The organism is Lysinibacillus sp. JNUCC 51 (assembly GCF_015999525.1).
GTDB lineage: Bacteria > Bacillota > Bacilli > Bacillales_A > Planococcaceae > Lysinibacillus > Lysinibacillus xylanilyticus.
The window spans coordinates 1,914,354-1,929,343 of record NZ_CP065545.1; the positions used below are offsets into that span (position 1 = coordinate 1,914,354).

Sequence of the window (14,990 nt, forward strand, 5' to 3'; positions counted from 1 at the left end):
ATCTTCTTTAATTCGTTAGCCAATCAACATTTCGGCGTCAATTTCTTTTCCAAAAAAAAAAAGCCTTCCCCTGCTAAGAATAGGCTTGAATACTAGAATAAAATATTGTCTCTTTACATTGCCTCCCCCAACTACTGTTACAGGTTAAACTCAAAATCAGTTTAAAACAATTAACAAAGGTGTAGAGAGTCTACTAAAATTGTAGACTCTCATTTTTAATACTCAGCACCTAATGTATGATTTAAAGTCACCTTTTTACCACAATTGTTAAAGCTTAAAAAACCAATTCTAAAGTACCGTTGGTTTACAAATTAAAATGGTTATTTACCCTAACTATTTGGTTATATTGTAATCGTGTTATAACAATTTTCTTTAGATAATCATATATTTAATCTAGGTTTGCCTTTCCACCATGTTAATAAAAGAGCCATGTTACCCAATAGTATAAAATGACTAATGTAAAGATGACTGTAGGAGGAATCACGATGATAGTAACTTTAATGTATTCCCACCATGTGATTTTTACCTTACCGTTCCTTACGATGTGCATCCACATTAGTGTTGCAAGGGTACCCATAGGAAGTAGCAGTGCACCTATGTCACTTCCTATAATGTTTGCTAAATAAGCGACTTTCAAGGAAATAGGGTCAAGCCCCATATTGGTTAACGTAATAGTTCCTACCATAAGCGCCGGATGGTTATTGAAGATATTGGAAAGCACTGAAAGTAATCCGCCCATTAAAACGCTCGTATTGAGTAGGTTTTCCGAAACCAATGGATGCATAAATTGAATTAACCATTCCGTTAAGCCAATATTGTTGAGACCATAGATGATGACGTACATACCAAATGCAAAAACGATAATATACCAAGGTGTTTTTTTCAACATATCACCTGGTGGTATTTTTAAATAAGCCCATCTCCATCCTAAAAGAACGAGAGATCCAATTACCGCCACAACAGAAACTGGAATTCCTAAAAACGAGGCGAGGAACAGACTTATCCGAACGCCAAATACAAATAGAAGTACGTTTAGCATAAACCTAGTACGCTTTTTCTTCGAATCTTCTAGAGCATTTTGTTTAAGTGGATGATAAGAAGGCAGTGACATCCCTGTTACATTTGTCGGAACAGTTTTAGGTATGTTTTTTTTGAAATATAAAAACAGTAAACCAACAAGTAGTAATAAACCCATTGTTGCAGGAACAAACATCATTGCTGTATGTGAATACAAACTCATATCGACAATTTTTAGTGCAATTAAATTTACGATGTTACTTACCCCGATTGGAGCACTGGATGCTGTTGCAATTAAACCTCCAGAAAGTAAATATGGAATCTTTTGATGATTTTCTAATCCCATATTGTTTAATAACATAATTAGAATTGGTATTGCGATTAAAATACTACCGTCATTATTCACGAAGAGTGTCATGAGAAAGCATAAGAGATTGACATACCAGAATAATCGAATGCCAGATCCATTTGCTTTCTCAGCAAGCAGCTCTGCAACCCAGTTAAAGAACCCAAAGCTTTCTAATACAATCGCCATAACAATTGTAGCTATAATGGTAATCGCAGCATCACTGATAGTTTGTATAATCGTGAAAAGATCTGTCATGGTCACACTACCGCAAAGTATTACTATAATCGCACCTACCAATGCAGGAATAGCTTCATTCATATTTCTAGGTCTCCAAAAAATGAAACCAAGAGTAATTAAAAAGGTCAGTATCGTTATTATTTCGAATGTTTGCAAAGTATTTTCACCTTCATGCAGTATTATTTAATTCTGAAAATAACTTGTTATAATAGGCCCTTACCTCTCATTCATTAGGTTAGCGATGCTGTTATAGTATAAATATGTAAAAAGTTAAAACTCCTTTAGTTTTACACCTATTTTCTCTAATATTTATATTAAATTACTCAAATTTTAAAATAGTATTCTGTAAAGAATAGACAAGATTTACTGTTGTGGTGTTGAAAGCGAATATAAAAATCATGAGTTCAAGCAAGATCTGATCTAATGCCACGTATTTTCCAAAAAAACTTTGGTTAAAGAGATTTCTCCAATAGTAGTTAGATTCCTAATTTCAACCGAGCAAATAGTTCATTTTTAAACGATCAGAGATGTTTATCCGAATAGGATGAACGCTTTTTTTATTGATAAAGAAACTATAAAGTAGTTTATCTATAGGATTAAAAAATCAGTTTGCCGGAAAATAGAAAAAGCATTTATGCTAACTTTGTGATGCGCTTTAGCACCGTATAGCCATTAAAAATTCGGACATAAAAGCAATTTCAAATGAATAAGTTGTGATGATTGGTTTGTTACGATTATGGTTTTGGAATTAGAACCGTTACTTTTACAAATTACAAGTCTCGCACATGTAATTAGAGGAGATACCAGGTGCATTATCAACACCTGTTTGTTCCTTAGCGACACTAATGTTGATGTTCATTTTGAATAACACGAGAAATTAATTAAATTAGCTTATTGGTTAATTTAATTAGTTAGGATTTGTGGATATTTTAGTACTTGAAAAGAAAGGGAGGTAAATTTGATTATGTTGCAAAATCTAAATAAAGAAATTGTTGTAATTGAACTCTCAGGACGAAAGATATTAAAAGGCTCAGTGATTGATTCGAGTAGTGACATTATGGTGATATATAATGGAAATATGTTTGTCTATATACCAATAGACCATATTCAAACTTTAGAAATAGATTATGACAATGAAGATAATGTTCAACAACCTTCAGAAAGACCTACATTTAATTCTCAAGTGTCTAATAAAGACCTAACTCTTACAAACATACTTTCACATGCAAAAGGAATACATGTGGAGATTTCTGTAACAAAAAACTTAGCGCTACATGGGGTTATAACGTCTGTTATGAATGATTATTTTGTATTTGAGTCTCCCATTTACAAAACAATGTTCATTTTAACAAAACATTTAAAGTGGCTCGTACCATATTCTAAGGATCAGTTTCCTTACGGACTAAGTGAAAATGAATTTTTAAGTCTATCAGCTATTAAGAATCAGCCCCTAAACAATACATTTGAGTCTCAAATTAACCAACTTAGAAATCAACTTGTTGTATTAAATCTTGGAAAAGATTTTTCCTATATAGGTAGAGTAATAAACGTAAATGATCAAATTATTGAGATACAAAATGGAAAATCGAATTCAACTTATTTTAACCTTTCACATATTCAAACTGTTCATCAAGTATAAGATCTATATAATCAGAAAAGGAGGTTTTTCTAAGTCTCCTTTTCTGATTATTTTTTTACAGCAATGTAATATCCAAGATGACTTGATTATGAATAGAGAAATTGTTTTTAGTTCCTTTTATCGAAGTAACTGGGGGCGTCGACTTAGGAAAGATTGAAACTATTTGTTGAAGTTTTTGCACTAATCGGCTTTGTGCTTAGGTCTGCAGATATTCTTTGCACGAAAGCGTAGCGTCAGTAGCACAATGTAAAGTTGAAACATCTAAATATTTCGATTCATCTTCAGTCATAAGTAAAAACTGAACTAATTATTCATATTAGTTCAGCTTCAAATCATTTTATTAAAATGTCACATATTATATAAGACATTCTGTTTTATGGATGTATTATAGTTGAATAGGCATACCTCAGTTAAATCTATAGAATTGATCATAAGTGAGGACGTGTCCGAAATAAGTCAAAAAAGCACAGGTAAAGCCGGCACCAACACTAATTGTACACACGGATTGAGGTTCTGAAATATACAAGTGAATCGTTTTGACCAGCTCTTACAGAAATACGAAATGATTCCGTCATTTAGCCAATAAAATGTCCATATGACAATGCATGTATCGAATCATTTCGTAATCGAACTATCCAACATTCCTATTGGCCGCCTTATGTTTTATAAATCAAAACCGTCATCTTCTTCTATTTCTAGTATTTCTTCCTCTATCATTCGCTATTTTTTCATTCTTTGATTTATTGTTATTTTCTGTCATCTTGTTAGAACTTTCATTACTATCATTTTTATTTTCATTTGTATTTTCTTGATTTTTCTTTCCGTCATTAGTTTTTTCACTAGTTGTTCCTAAACTAATATTACGGACATGATACATTGCCAGACGAATAATTTCTTCTTTAGAGAAGATAGTAATATAATCGTCCGTAACTTCATCCATTATTCCTTCTAACATTTCTGGACCACCACGATTCACTTTAACCCAATTATGTCGTAGACTACTTACTACTGTTTTAAAATCAGGTGCAAGTAAGTACGAGTCTGTTGCAGGATCTTCAACACTAAATTCCATCCCATCTTTTGAATTTAGAGTAATGCTTTTAATATGCTGTGTTTTGTAATAAACAATCCCATCTTTTTCTGTTAATAATACAAAATGATCGTCTTCAGCAGCCATTAACTTCCCAATACGTGATTCAGGTCCTCCCCTATCCACTCTTACAACTTTATTCATTAACGTAAGCAGAAGATCTTTATTCATTCTTTTAGCCTCCTAATAGTATTGTCTTGTTATCTATATGTGTACTTGTATAATAAACCTATGTAAAATGCCCATCTTGGTAAAAATATAACATCTGATTTGGGTTCTAGATCTGAGTCAATAAAGACAAACTACAAAGATAACAGTATTTACTTTACCTATTAAATTGTCACAAAACTTTTTACCTTCTATCGCCTTTTTGTGCATAATAAAAGCCACACCCTATTGGATGTGACTTAAAATTAAATTTTTACTAATTTCTTGTTGAAGGAATCTAGTCCATTAGGGAAATACTCTATCCACTGTGGTAATTCTAATATATAGACTATACTATCACCTCTTGATTAGAATACTTGCGCAAATACATAAAAATTAAAGATTTGAATTATTTTTTTGAAGAGTAACTTAAACCCTTACTCATCTCAGAGGTGGCACACTTTTTTGTAACTGGCGTTTCACTTACGTTACAAAAAACATCCTTAGCTGGCGTATTGCCCTCACTTGCATATGCTTAAAATATCGTATCCCCTTGTATTGGCTCATTACCATCTTTAAAAAGAATACGAATGGACTTTCCATATACAATATCCGGGGAATCCATTACCTGAAAATGAATATGAGCTTCTGATGAATTACCAGAATTTCCGCATTTCCCAATAAGTTGCCCTTCTGTTACGGTGTCGCCTGATTTTACTAAAATTGAGTTCTTTTTAAAATGTGCAATCATACTAAATTCATTATTTGCATGCTCGATCACAACATAGTTTCCTGCTGCATTACGTTCATCCATTTCACCAGGTACATTGTCTTTTATTCCATCTACAACCTTTACGACCTTACCATCCGCTGGCGCTATAATATCCTCATCAAAAGCATAAAAATCTTCATTTCGAATTGAGCTATTTTGATAAGATTGTCCATCTTGAACTTTTACTAAATCGTAGGCATATCGCTGATTTTCATATACATAATGATAATTTACAAATTCATTCGTACCACCCCAAAAAACAAACCACTCATCGCTAATTGGCATTATGTATTTATTTTTTGTATATTGTTGATCCGTTTTTGGATAAGCAATAAAAGGCTTTATATAAAAACGCTGTATTTGATTGAGTTCATCAAAGGAAGCTACAACTAAATTCTCCCGTTTATCATCTGACCATACATAATGCGTTAAATTTTGTAATATCGTCTTTGTTTCTAATTGATAATTTTTAACACCCTTATTAACTGACGTGCTTAGCTCGATGAATTGTTCTAAAGTGACCACATTCTGAAAATCATTTGATGTAGCATCATAAACTTTTTCGTAACCTTCTCTTAACCAAGTATCTATGACTTCTTCTGGACTACTGAACTTTTTCATAACAACGCCCCCCATTAATGTATAAATAAAACATTTAAATGTATTTACGAGGTTTAATTATGAAAAGTTTCAAGAACTACTCTTTTGCTCATTTCTATTATAATGAATAATTGATTTTCAGTTCCGATCGAGCTCGTTCGTTGAGCCGCTTCGCTGCAGGGTTCATCCGAGACGGCTAGTCCCCAAGGAGCCTCCCAGTGTCCACTCCAAGTCAAACTTTACAGGCTAGTGAGGAAACAAAGTTGCGCACAAAACAAGCTATAAAACCTTGTATATCAACACTTCGATTTCTTTTGAACAGTTATCATTAATTTGCAGGATATAACATAATAAAGCATATCTTTGGGGTTATTTGGCTAGGTTGGGGCAATTAAAAACAAAGTGACTTGTGTACAGGAATATGTCATAAAAATAAAGGTTGTTTTCTCAAAGATTGTTGCTAATGGATTGTCTATCTTATTCAACTAAAGCGCCCGATTGTTGAAGATCGTTCCAACATTATTGTCAAAGAAAAAAGCACACCGTTGTTCAATAAGACTAAAAAGAGATTTAGTTACCAATTTTATTTATAACAACTTCAGGAGTGCTTTGTAAGTTTTTTACTTCCATAAACATATTTAAGTTATATACAAAAACCATACTTTGACATTGTCTAAAGCATGATTTTTATTTGAACTAATATAAAACTGCTAAGTTGATTTTTTAGCTCAGCTATTTATTGAATTCATTAACTGGAAGAAGTATTCAGGTTTATGAGTCTTATTTAGGTTATACCATGAATGTAATGTGTCGGGTGCAAATACATCTAATTCTTTCAGTACTTCCATCGTAAATTCTAGAGGTGCTACTCCTGATGCAGTAATCAAATTCTCACCAGATACCGCAGGTCTCATCTCATAAAATTTTTCTCCTTTATAATTAGGACAGACCATTTTAATATACTCTAAGTCATTGCTTGTGTGTTTTCTAGAATCTAAGTATCCCATATTGGCAAGGGCCTCAGTTGCACCACAAATTGCAGCAACAATAGTACCAAGCTTTAAGGCTTCGCCAATCTTTTTTAAGATAGGTTGATGAATATCTTCTCTCCAAGTAGTCCCTCCAGGTAAAATTAAAAGATCCTTACTTTCAAGTGTACATTCATCGGAGGAAATATCTGGTTTTATGCTCAGTCCTCCCATTGTAGTAATAATTTCTTTATTTGCTCCTACTGTAACCACTTTTAAAGGTGCTAAATCTTTTTTGAAATATCTTCCTGAGTTTAACTCAGCAATTAAATATCCATATTCCCAGTCTGACATTGTATTAAAAACATAAAGATAAACTTTTTCTGTTTGCATCCAATAACACTCCAATCACAATTGATAAGCCTATTATAAAATAACTTCCCTGACAGTTAACGTCAGGGAAGTTATCATACTTGATGAAATTTTATTAATTCCGACAGAACTTCAATAAGTCTTTTCTTAAGACTTATTGGCTCAATAACTTTAATAGATTTACCGTAGGGTAAAAGTAAATGAGGTACATATGTATGTAGCAAATCTTTTTCAAGAAGAAAAACTGCTTGATTTGAAGTCCGTTCTTGTAAATAATGTCCCAAAAACCAATGTTGGCAAATATCATCCAAAGTCCTTGTATTTCCATTAATAACTAAAGAAATAATCCCTTCCTTATCTTCTATAGTTGGAAGGAGGTTTTTCATAAAAAAGTCACGTGCTGAAAATTTTTCTGGCCGGTTAAACTTATTTTCGGTTAGAGTTAGACTTTCAATTCGATCTACTCTAAAACTACGGATATCATTCCTAAGATGACAAAATCCAATCACATACCACTTATTATTCCAATAAATAATTCTGTACGGATCAACCAATCTATACTTTGATTGATCTTCGCCACTTTTATGGTAAAGAATTTTTAAAGAGTATCCGTCAGCTACGGCCTGCTCCAACTCCTTCAAGAAAGGTTCCATAGAGAGGGAACTTAATCGACTTATTACTTCAAGACTGGTCAAATGTTGGTTTATCTTTGTCTCCTGCTCTTGATTTGAATATTTGCTAAGCTTTGAAATAGCCCTATTTAGTGCTTCACCACCATAATATCCAGCTTCTTCTGCAAAAACAGCAGCATGATAAAGTGAAGTTTGCTCCTCAAAATCAAAAAAAAGAGGAGCCTCAATAAAATTGTTCAATAAAGTGTATCCACCGTTATGTCCTGGTTCTGAAATTATAGGTACGCCACTTGTTGAAAGTGTATCAATATAACGATACACAGTCCTTATATTCATCTCTAACTTTTCAGAAATTTGTTTTGCAGTAATTTTTTCACCTGAATTAAGCATCCATAGAATTGCTAGTATATTGTCAATTTTAGGCATATAAATCCACCTCTATATAGAATTTATTATCTATCATATAAGTTTATTTTTCTTAATTTAGTAATAAGTAAACTTTAGTTTATCATTTAAATTTAACTTATTTCCTTGAATTAGATTATTCTGTCTTGTTAGTTTAAGTATAATTCTTAACAATCTATTTCTGATTTTTAGTATAGCCCATCAACTGCGTTATTCCACAATTTGGCCCGATCGTTGAACACAAGTTAAACATCACTGTTGAACTAACCCTCCCCGTTAGCTCAATAAGAAAAAAAAAGCTGCTTATGCAATTCAATAATCTTTAAGTAAACCAGCTAATAGGTTGTCAATATCTTTTTGTAAGATGGCACTTTCCTTTATTCAAAATATAAAGTATTTCATTTTCTTCTAAGCATTGAATAATCGGTGTATCATAATGACCTGTTGATTCCAAAATGACAACAGACTTACTCCCTGTTAAGATCTAATCTCTCCTAAAAATCCTATAAACTTGTCTAACTCTTCACGATTATGCTTAATTGAAAAATTTTCCCCATATGGCTTTCCTTTTTCTAAAAAAGCTTGTACTTCACTTTCATCTTTAGCTACATCAATACCCACTACTGGGTTCATTCTTTCTCCTCCTACAATGTATTCACCAGTAGCCCCTATTACCTCCAAGTAGTATTATAGCTTCGCTTGTTATACGAGATCCAAGTCCCAACCAGCCTCAAACATATTTCTACAAGTAGGGGGTGAACAGTTTACTTGCCGGGATCAATGTCCCACGCCCCCGTACGTTCTACCCTGGCTACTGATAGATTAAATCTAAATAAAAAAAGTTCAACCAGAAAGTTCTGGCTGAACTATATATTACGAAGCCCCCATTAGCACTCGTTTGCTGTAGTTGTATTAATACGATTTATCCCAAATTGAGGATATAACAGCTGTAACCCTTTATTTTTGTAATAAAAACTTCATAATTCTCTCATAAATTTAGTGTAATATATTATTACAAAATATAAATTACTCAATATATCCAAAGTTATTAGTATATACCACTATCATTTCAGAACTTTTGTTTAGTTGAGTCTATGGAGGAATATTTTTGAAAAACTTATCAATCAAAAAGAAAATACTAACACTTATTACATCTGCTGTTATATTTTTGCTAATTATTTCAGGTGTTGGTTTTTATTACATTGAAGATATGGCAAAAAAATCTAGTGAAATGTACGACAAGTCACTTTTGCCAATTCAATATATCGGTCAAATTCGAACTGACATTCGTGCGATGGATTCTTTCGTTTTAGAGCTTATGATTACTATGGATACTAAACGTAATACCGAGCTACAAGCGAACGTCTCAGAAAGATCTCAAAATATTGAAGAATCAATTATAAAATTCAAAGACTCTTACAGTGGAAAAGAAGATGAACGAAAACTGTTAGAATCTATTCAATCCAATCTCGACGGTTATTTTAGTACTATGACAGAGGTCATTGATTTGGCTAGTAAAAACCGAAACGAGGAAGCTTATTCTTTATACACTACATCTATGCAGGATTTTCGTGAGAAAGTGGCAAATGATGCACGTGATCTTATGATTATATGTTCTGAAGATGCTAAACAGTTGAATAAAGCAAATAAACAAAGTCTATCCACTACTATACTTGTTTCTACCATTCTCTCTGTTTTGGCCATTATTTTCTTTATTACATTAGCAACATGGATTGCACGTTTAATTGTAAATCCGGTTAAAGAGTTGCAGGCTAATATGTTAAAAGCGGGCGATGGAGATTTGACTATGCAAGGTACCTATTCATCCAAAGATGAAATTGGTCAATTAACTCAATCATTTAATTCGATGCTTAATAATATTCGTAATACGGTAACTAAAGTGACTGAAACTGCTAATCATGTAGCCGCAGCATCTGAAGAATTAAATGCCAATGCAGCTGAAACTACGAAAGCAACAGAGATGGTTGCAAATACGATGGAAACTATCGCTCATGGATCAGTAGAGCAACTAAACAATGTCTCTAACACCGTCAATACCGTTAATGAGCTTTCAACAGGTGTACAACAAGTAGCTGGGAATGCTCAAGCTGTAACCGAACTTTCAGGTGATTCTTTATCCATGGTGATAAATGGTATAAATGCCGCAAATCAAATGAATCAACAAATGATGGACATCACAGAAAGAGTAAATGGCTTATCCGAAGTTGTCGACTTGTTAGGAAAACGTTCAAATGACATTGGTCAAATTATTGATTCGATTACAGCGATTGCTGAACAAACAAATCTCCTTGCCCTGAACGCTGCAATTGAAGCCGCACGTGCTGGCGAGCATGGGAATGGCTTTGCCGTTGTTGCAGATGAGGTTAGAAAATTAGCAGAACAGTCTGCTGTTTCTTCAAACCAAATTGAAGTGTTGATTTCAGAGACACAGAAAGATACTCAAAAGGCTGTTGAATCAATGAAGTTAGTAACAGCGGGAGTTAATGAAGGGATTAAAACAACAGAAAATACACGTACAACTTTCGCTTCAATTCAAGGTGCCATTCAAAGTGTTACAATGCAGGTAGAAGAAGTATCTGCAGCGGTAGAGCAAATGGCAGCAGGAACTGAAGAAATTGTTGGTAGTATGAATACAATCCACTCCATAACTAAATCTACTACAGCCGGCACAGAGAGTATTTCTGCAACGACTGAAGAACAAATGGCATCAATGGAAGAAATTTCATCATCTGCTTATGCACTTGCAAACTTGGCAGAAGAGTTAAGAGACTTAGCAGCTCAATTCAGAGTTTAATATGATTATCACGAGCAATACCACTTTTAACATTTGAATATGACTTTACACATTTTCCAATGAATAACAACATCATTCATATAAAAAGAAGTGGCTAGATCATTTTTTAATCTAAACTGCTTCTTCTCCTTAAAGCTCCCACTGTATATAAAAAGCCAATGTTTTGAATAAAGTTTGATCAAAACATTGGCTTTATTTTAATTTCAAGAACTGTTTTTTATAAAAAAGTTTGATTATAAAGGTCCTCCTTCTTCCAATAAAGCACCCCGTTACTTTAAGTACAGTTTTTCACAAACTCTTTAACCAATCTTCGTAGTGATTCAGTTGTTCATTGATAGTGACAAACTTTAAATCTTCATCACAATTAAATATATCAACCAAATCCTCCATTTTGGCTTGCCTTCCCAAATGCAGCTTGTAGGCTAACCTTCCAACTCCCATTGAAAGCGCCATTGGAGACGGATAAACATTCAATGCTACACCATTACACTGGATTTGGATGTTCTTTTGTTCAAGGTAATGTCGAAGTTGTACTAAGCCTCAAAGCAGTTTTCACTTTTAAAACTGATAACCTCATCGGTTAGTTTCATCTTTAACAATACAAAATCCTCGTCATCTGGTGCTTCTTCGTATATTTCCAGCAGTTCTTCTCTACACCTGCCTTCTTTCCACAGAAGTTTGACAATTTTCTCCTCAAAACCCATTTACAACACTCTCTTCTTATAATTCCTTCTTGCCTACTCCTTTATTTCAACAAAAGAGGGCACTCTTCCTTCTTTTAAGTAACCTGCGCCGTTAGTTCAACAACTTCTTTAAATCAATTCTTGTGTAGGCTTTATTATAGGTCGTACCATCATCATTATAAAATATAGCTTTTTTTAAATATGGGTCGGAGATAGGTTCGTAACCGTGTTTGCTAATTAACTTTATCATTCTGGGATTTTCTATTGGGTCAACACTCACAAATATCTCAAAATGGCCTAAACTCTTTGCAATATTTTCTCTATACCGAATCAAATCTGAACCTATACCATTGCCCCGATAATCCTCTTTTACATATAGGTCACTTAATTTAGGAAGCAAAGAGCCTTTTAATTTAAGAACTCCAAAACCCAATATAAGTGAGTCTTGTTCAGCGATTGCCAAATATACTTCCCTTTTTGCAAATTGCTTTAAATAATTCGTGAATAAATCTTTATTATTTCTAATATCACATAAACCCGATAAGTCGTTTTCATTCGCTAATCTTATTATGTAGTTCATTGTTATTCCCACTTCCTCATTCTTCAATAAATCACTATTATTAACATTCAATTCTTTCTTCAACAATCCTGCACCGTTAGCTCAATAAGAAAAGCTGCCTTTGACTTCGGCAGCTTGATCTTAAACTCTTGCGCAAGTTAGTGAAAAAGTAATGAACAAACTTTCGTCTAATAGGAAAGACTAATCTCTGTCCATTAATGATAAATATTTATGTACAACGGCTTGAGCGAGACAAGTTGATGAATCAACAATGGAAAAATCATTGAATTTTTTATCTGTAACAACATTTAAATCTGTACATGCAATGATAGCGGTATCAATCGTTTCAGCTAATTCTGAATAGAATTCATCCCATAATTGAAGGGACTCATCGATTTTACCTTGTTTAATCTTTACTATTATTTGATTCACGCAAGTTTGCCAACGATCTTGATGTAAAAAATCATAACCTTCTCTCACTAAAGCATCTTGAAATATTCCAGACTGAACCGTTGGATTGGTGGCTAAAAGAGCTACCTTTTTTGAGTTTTTTGGTATTTCCTTTATTGTTTCATCAATCATGTTTAATACGGGAACTGAAACTGAGTTTCTAATTTGGTTAAAGTAGATATGTGCCGTATTACATGGGATGGCAATAAAATCAACATCTGTTTTTTCAAGTCTGCGAGCCCCTTTAATAATTGCCATTTCCATATCCGTATGGTTGAGAGGTTTATCAATGTAGAAAGGCGTTGGACATGAATAAATCATCATGTGAGGGAAATCAATGTCATTTATTGCTCCATATATCTTTTGGCACTGGTTTACAACTTTATCTACAAATGGCCCAGTAGATTTTGGGCCCATTCCTGCTAAAATTCCAATCATAGTTTTACCCCCTAAAATAATGTCACCATCTTCTCAATAACTTTAACATAATTATCCTATTTGTTTATATAGAGTTATTCCACAAAATGGCACAATTATTGAACACAAATTAAACAACACTCTTGAACTAAACTGCCCCGTTCGTATTATAAGGTCAGCCAGATATTTCTGGTTGATCATTTTTTATTTGGTTTTATTATAGCAGTAGCCAGGGTAGAACGTAACTGCTCGTGGGGCTTGACCCCGTCAACTAAACCGTTCGCCCCCTACTTGCAGAAACATGATTGAGGCTGGTTGGGACTTAGATCTCGTATAACAAGCGAAGCTATGACACTGCATGGAGGATTAGGGGTAACTGGCAAACTATGATTCTAGGAGGAGATTAATAATGAATCCAGTCGTTGGTCTGGATATTTCAAAAGGAGAAAGCCAGGTTCAAGCATTCTTAGATAAAGGCAAACCATATCGTAAAAGTTTTAAGGTGACTCATACTTTAGAAGGTCTGAATGACCTTGTTATATTTTTAGAGGATGTAAAAAACGAGGCTGGTATGAAGCCTACAATCATTTTAGAAGCCACAGGACACTATGGTGCTCCTGTCATACATCATTTAGAAGAACGAGGATATTTATTGATTATTATTAATCCGTTAATTTCATAATAAGGCAAGAGGATCGAGTTTGAGAAAAGTAAAAACGGATGCCATTGATGCCTATCTTCTTTGTGAATTGTTCTATAAAGAGGAATTAGAGCCATATAAAAAGCGTGGCGTTCAGTTATTAAATCTTCGTAACCTTACAAGACAACATGAAAATATAACTGGCGTAATGATTCAAACTAAGTTGCAATTTCAGGCAGTCCTTGAACAGGTATTTCCTGAATATAAAGGGGTTTTCGGAGATTTATATTCTAATGTTTCACTATTAACTCTTTCAGAGTTCCCTTCTTCAGAAGATATTTTGAAAGCAAGTGAAGAATCCATTACAGACAAAATATATGAATTATGTAAGAGTAGGTCCATTAGATGGGCAAATGAAAAAGCTTTACAACTTAAAGCAGCTGCAGCTCGTAATCCTTTTGAAAAAACAGTTTACCAGAGTCATATTTTAAGTCTTGATATGTATATAAAGATCCTTCTTCAATACAAAGAGCATCTATCAAAGTTAGAGTCAGAAATAGATGCCCTCGCTAAAGAAATTGAAGAATATAGTATTATCAAATCTATCCCAGGCATCGGTGAAAAGATCGCTGCAACGATTATTTCTGAGATTGGTGAAATAGATCGATTTAATAACCCTAAAAAGCTTGTGGCTTTCGCTGGAGTTGACCCAAGTGTTTTCGAATCAGGTAAATTTTCAGCGACCAAGAATCGAATTACAAAACGAGGTTCAAGTAGACTTCGTCATGCATTGTTTATGGCTGTTCGTTGTGCAATACGGGATTGCAGAAAAACTAAAACAGACGATACAATCATTCCTCGAAACAAGAAAATACGTGAATTTTATGATAAAAAACGTGAAGAAGGAAAACCTTTTAAAGTAGCGATAATAGCTTGTGTTAATAAACTCTTACATTGGATTTTTGCCTTGTTAAAAAACAAAACTACGTACCAAGATTTAGCTTGATAAGTAGGTACAACTAAATCAAACAAAACCTTCTAAATACAAACTTTAGGACGGTTATTTGTCATGCACTTTTTTAGTATAGCATGTGCCTATTAAACTTTTAACAGAAAATTATTGACAAACTATTAGCTGGTTTAGTTCAATAAGAGGTTAGATGAAAAAGGACTTACTTTTAACAGTAAGTCCTTTTTG

Annotated in this window: 11 protein-coding genes and 1 pseudogene; 3 read left to right on the forward strand and 9 right to left on the reverse strand. The window is 33.5% G+C overall.

Features of this window, described 5'->3' with window-relative positions; translation table 11 throughout:
• Window positions 1-415 precede the first annotated feature (415 nt).
• Window positions 416-1,684 (reverse strand): arsenic transporter, encoded by a 1,269-nt coding sequence (locus tag JNUCC51_RS09330; protein WP_337991753.1) that lies wholly within the window; start codon window positions 1,682-1,684, stop codon window positions 416-418.
• Between the two features lie 883 nt (window positions 1,685-2,567).
• On the opposite strand from JNUCC51_RS09330, the gene JNUCC51_RS09335 reads away from it, so the two are divergent.
• Window positions 2,568-3,242: a DUF2642 domain-containing protein gene (locus tag JNUCC51_RS09335; RefSeq protein ID WP_337991754.1), complete on the forward strand. Its 675-nt coding sequence runs from the start codon at window positions 2,568-2,570 to the stop codon at window positions 3,240-3,242.
• Window positions 3,243-3,921: 679 nt separating this feature from the next.
• Here the strand turns inward: JNUCC51_RS09335 and JNUCC51_RS09340 are convergent.
• The 5 genes from JNUCC51_RS09340 to JNUCC51_RS09360 form a co-directional block, all read right to left on the reverse strand.
• Complete coding sequence (locus JNUCC51_RS09340; RefSeq protein WP_337991755.1) at window positions 3,922-4,503, reverse strand: hypothetical protein; 582 nt, start codon at window positions 4,501-4,503, stop codon at window positions 3,922-3,924.
• A gap of 511 nt (window positions 4,504-5,014) precedes the next feature.
• Window positions 5,015-5,872, reverse strand: coding sequence for a M23 family metallopeptidase (locus JNUCC51_RS09345; RefSeq protein WP_337991756.1), 858 nt, complete (start codon window positions 5,870-5,872; stop codon window positions 5,015-5,017).
• A 707-nt stretch (window positions 5,873-6,579) separates the two neighbouring features.
• Window positions 6,580-7,212, reverse strand: a complete 633-nt coding sequence (locus tag JNUCC51_RS09350) for a type 1 glutamine amidotransferase family protein (RefSeq protein WP_337991757.1) — start codon at window positions 7,210-7,212, stop codon at window positions 6,580-6,582.
• Between the two features lie 74 nt (window positions 7,213-7,286).
• Entirely contained in the window at window positions 7,287-8,249 is a 963-nt protein-coding gene (locus JNUCC51_RS09355; RefSeq protein ID WP_337991758.1) for a helix-turn-helix transcriptional regulator, read from the reverse strand.
• A 456-nt stretch (window positions 8,250-8,705) separates the two neighbouring features.
• The gene (locus JNUCC51_RS09360) at window positions 8,706-8,861 is read right to left on the reverse strand and encodes a hypothetical protein (RefSeq protein WP_337991759.1); all 156 of its coding nucleotides are present in this window, start codon (window positions 8,859-8,861) and stop codon (window positions 8,706-8,708) included.
• A 475-nt stretch (window positions 8,862-9,336) separates the two neighbouring features.
• Between JNUCC51_RS09360 and JNUCC51_RS09365 the strand changes: the two genes are divergently transcribed.
• On the forward strand, window positions 9,337-11,043 hold the full coding sequence (locus tag JNUCC51_RS09365; protein WP_337991760.1) for a methyl-accepting chemotaxis protein: 1,707 nt from the start codon (window positions 9,337-9,339) through the stop codon (window positions 11,041-11,043).
• Window positions 11,044-11,576: 533 nt separating this feature from the next.
• Here the strand turns inward: JNUCC51_RS09365 and JNUCC51_RS09370 are convergent.
• The 3 genes from JNUCC51_RS09370 to JNUCC51_RS09380 all read right to left on the reverse strand — a co-directional run bounded on the left by JNUCC51_RS09370 (window position 11,577) and on the right by JNUCC51_RS09380 (window position 13,173).
• Window positions 11,577-11,747, reverse strand: a complete 171-nt coding sequence (locus JNUCC51_RS09370; protein ID WP_337991761.1) for a hypothetical protein — start codon at window positions 11,745-11,747, stop codon at window positions 11,577-11,579.
• A gap of 91 nt (window positions 11,748-11,838) precedes the next feature.
• Window positions 11,839-12,369, reverse strand: a complete 531-nt coding sequence (locus tag JNUCC51_RS09375) for a GNAT family N-acetyltransferase (protein WP_337991762.1) — start codon at window positions 12,367-12,369, stop codon at window positions 11,839-11,841.
• Window positions 12,370-12,486: 117 nt separating this feature from the next.
• Window positions 12,487-13,173, reverse strand: coding sequence for an aspartate/glutamate racemase family protein (locus JNUCC51_RS09380; RefSeq protein ID WP_337991763.1), 687 nt, complete (start codon window positions 13,171-13,173; stop codon window positions 12,487-12,489).
• Between the two features lie 388 nt (window positions 13,174-13,561).
• Between JNUCC51_RS09380 and JNUCC51_RS09385 the strand changes: the two are divergent.
• Window positions 13,562-14,798 (forward strand): annotated as a pseudogene (locus JNUCC51_RS09385) (IS110 family RNA-guided transposase).
• The last annotated feature ends 192 nt before the right edge of the window (window positions 14,799-14,990 follow it).

What these genes read in the sequence shown, in the direction of transcription:
- JNUCC51_RS09360 (WP_337991759.1), bottom strand. Translation starts at nt 8,861, where the DNA reads ATGAACCCAGTAGTGGGTATTGATGTAGCTAAAGATGAAAGTGAAGTA.
- JNUCC51_RS09335 (WP_337991754.1), top strand. Translation starts at nt 2,568, where the DNA reads ATGTTGCAAAATCTAAATAAAGAAATTGTTGTAATTGAACTCTCAGGA.
- JNUCC51_RS09355 (WP_337991758.1), bottom strand. Translation starts at nt 8,249, where the DNA reads ATGCCTAAAATTGACAATATACTAGCAATTCTATGGATGCTTAATTCA.
- JNUCC51_RS09380 (WP_337991763.1), bottom strand. Translation starts at nt 13,173, where the DNA reads ATGATTGGAATTTTAGCAGGAATGGGCCCAAAATCTACTGGGCCATTT.
- JNUCC51_RS09370 (WP_337991761.1), bottom strand. Translation starts at nt 11,747, where the DNA reads ATGGGTTTTGAGGAGAAAATTGTCAAACTTCTGTGGAAAGAAGGCAGG.
- JNUCC51_RS09330 (WP_337991753.1), bottom strand. Translation starts at nt 1,684, where the DNA reads ATGAATGAAGCTATTCCTGCATTGGTAGGTGCGATTATAGTAATACTT.
- JNUCC51_RS09340 (WP_337991755.1), bottom strand. Translation starts at nt 4,503, where the DNA reads ATGAATAAAGATCTTCTGCTTACGTTAATGAATAAAGTTGTAAGAGTG.
- JNUCC51_RS09350 (WP_337991757.1), bottom strand. Translation starts at nt 7,212, where the DNA reads ATGCAAACAGAAAAAGTTTATCTTTATGTTTTTAATACAATGTCAGAC.
- JNUCC51_RS09345 (WP_337991756.1), bottom strand. Translation starts at nt 5,872, where the DNA reads ATGAAAAAGTTCAGTAGTCCAGAAGAAGTCATAGATACTTGGTTAAGA.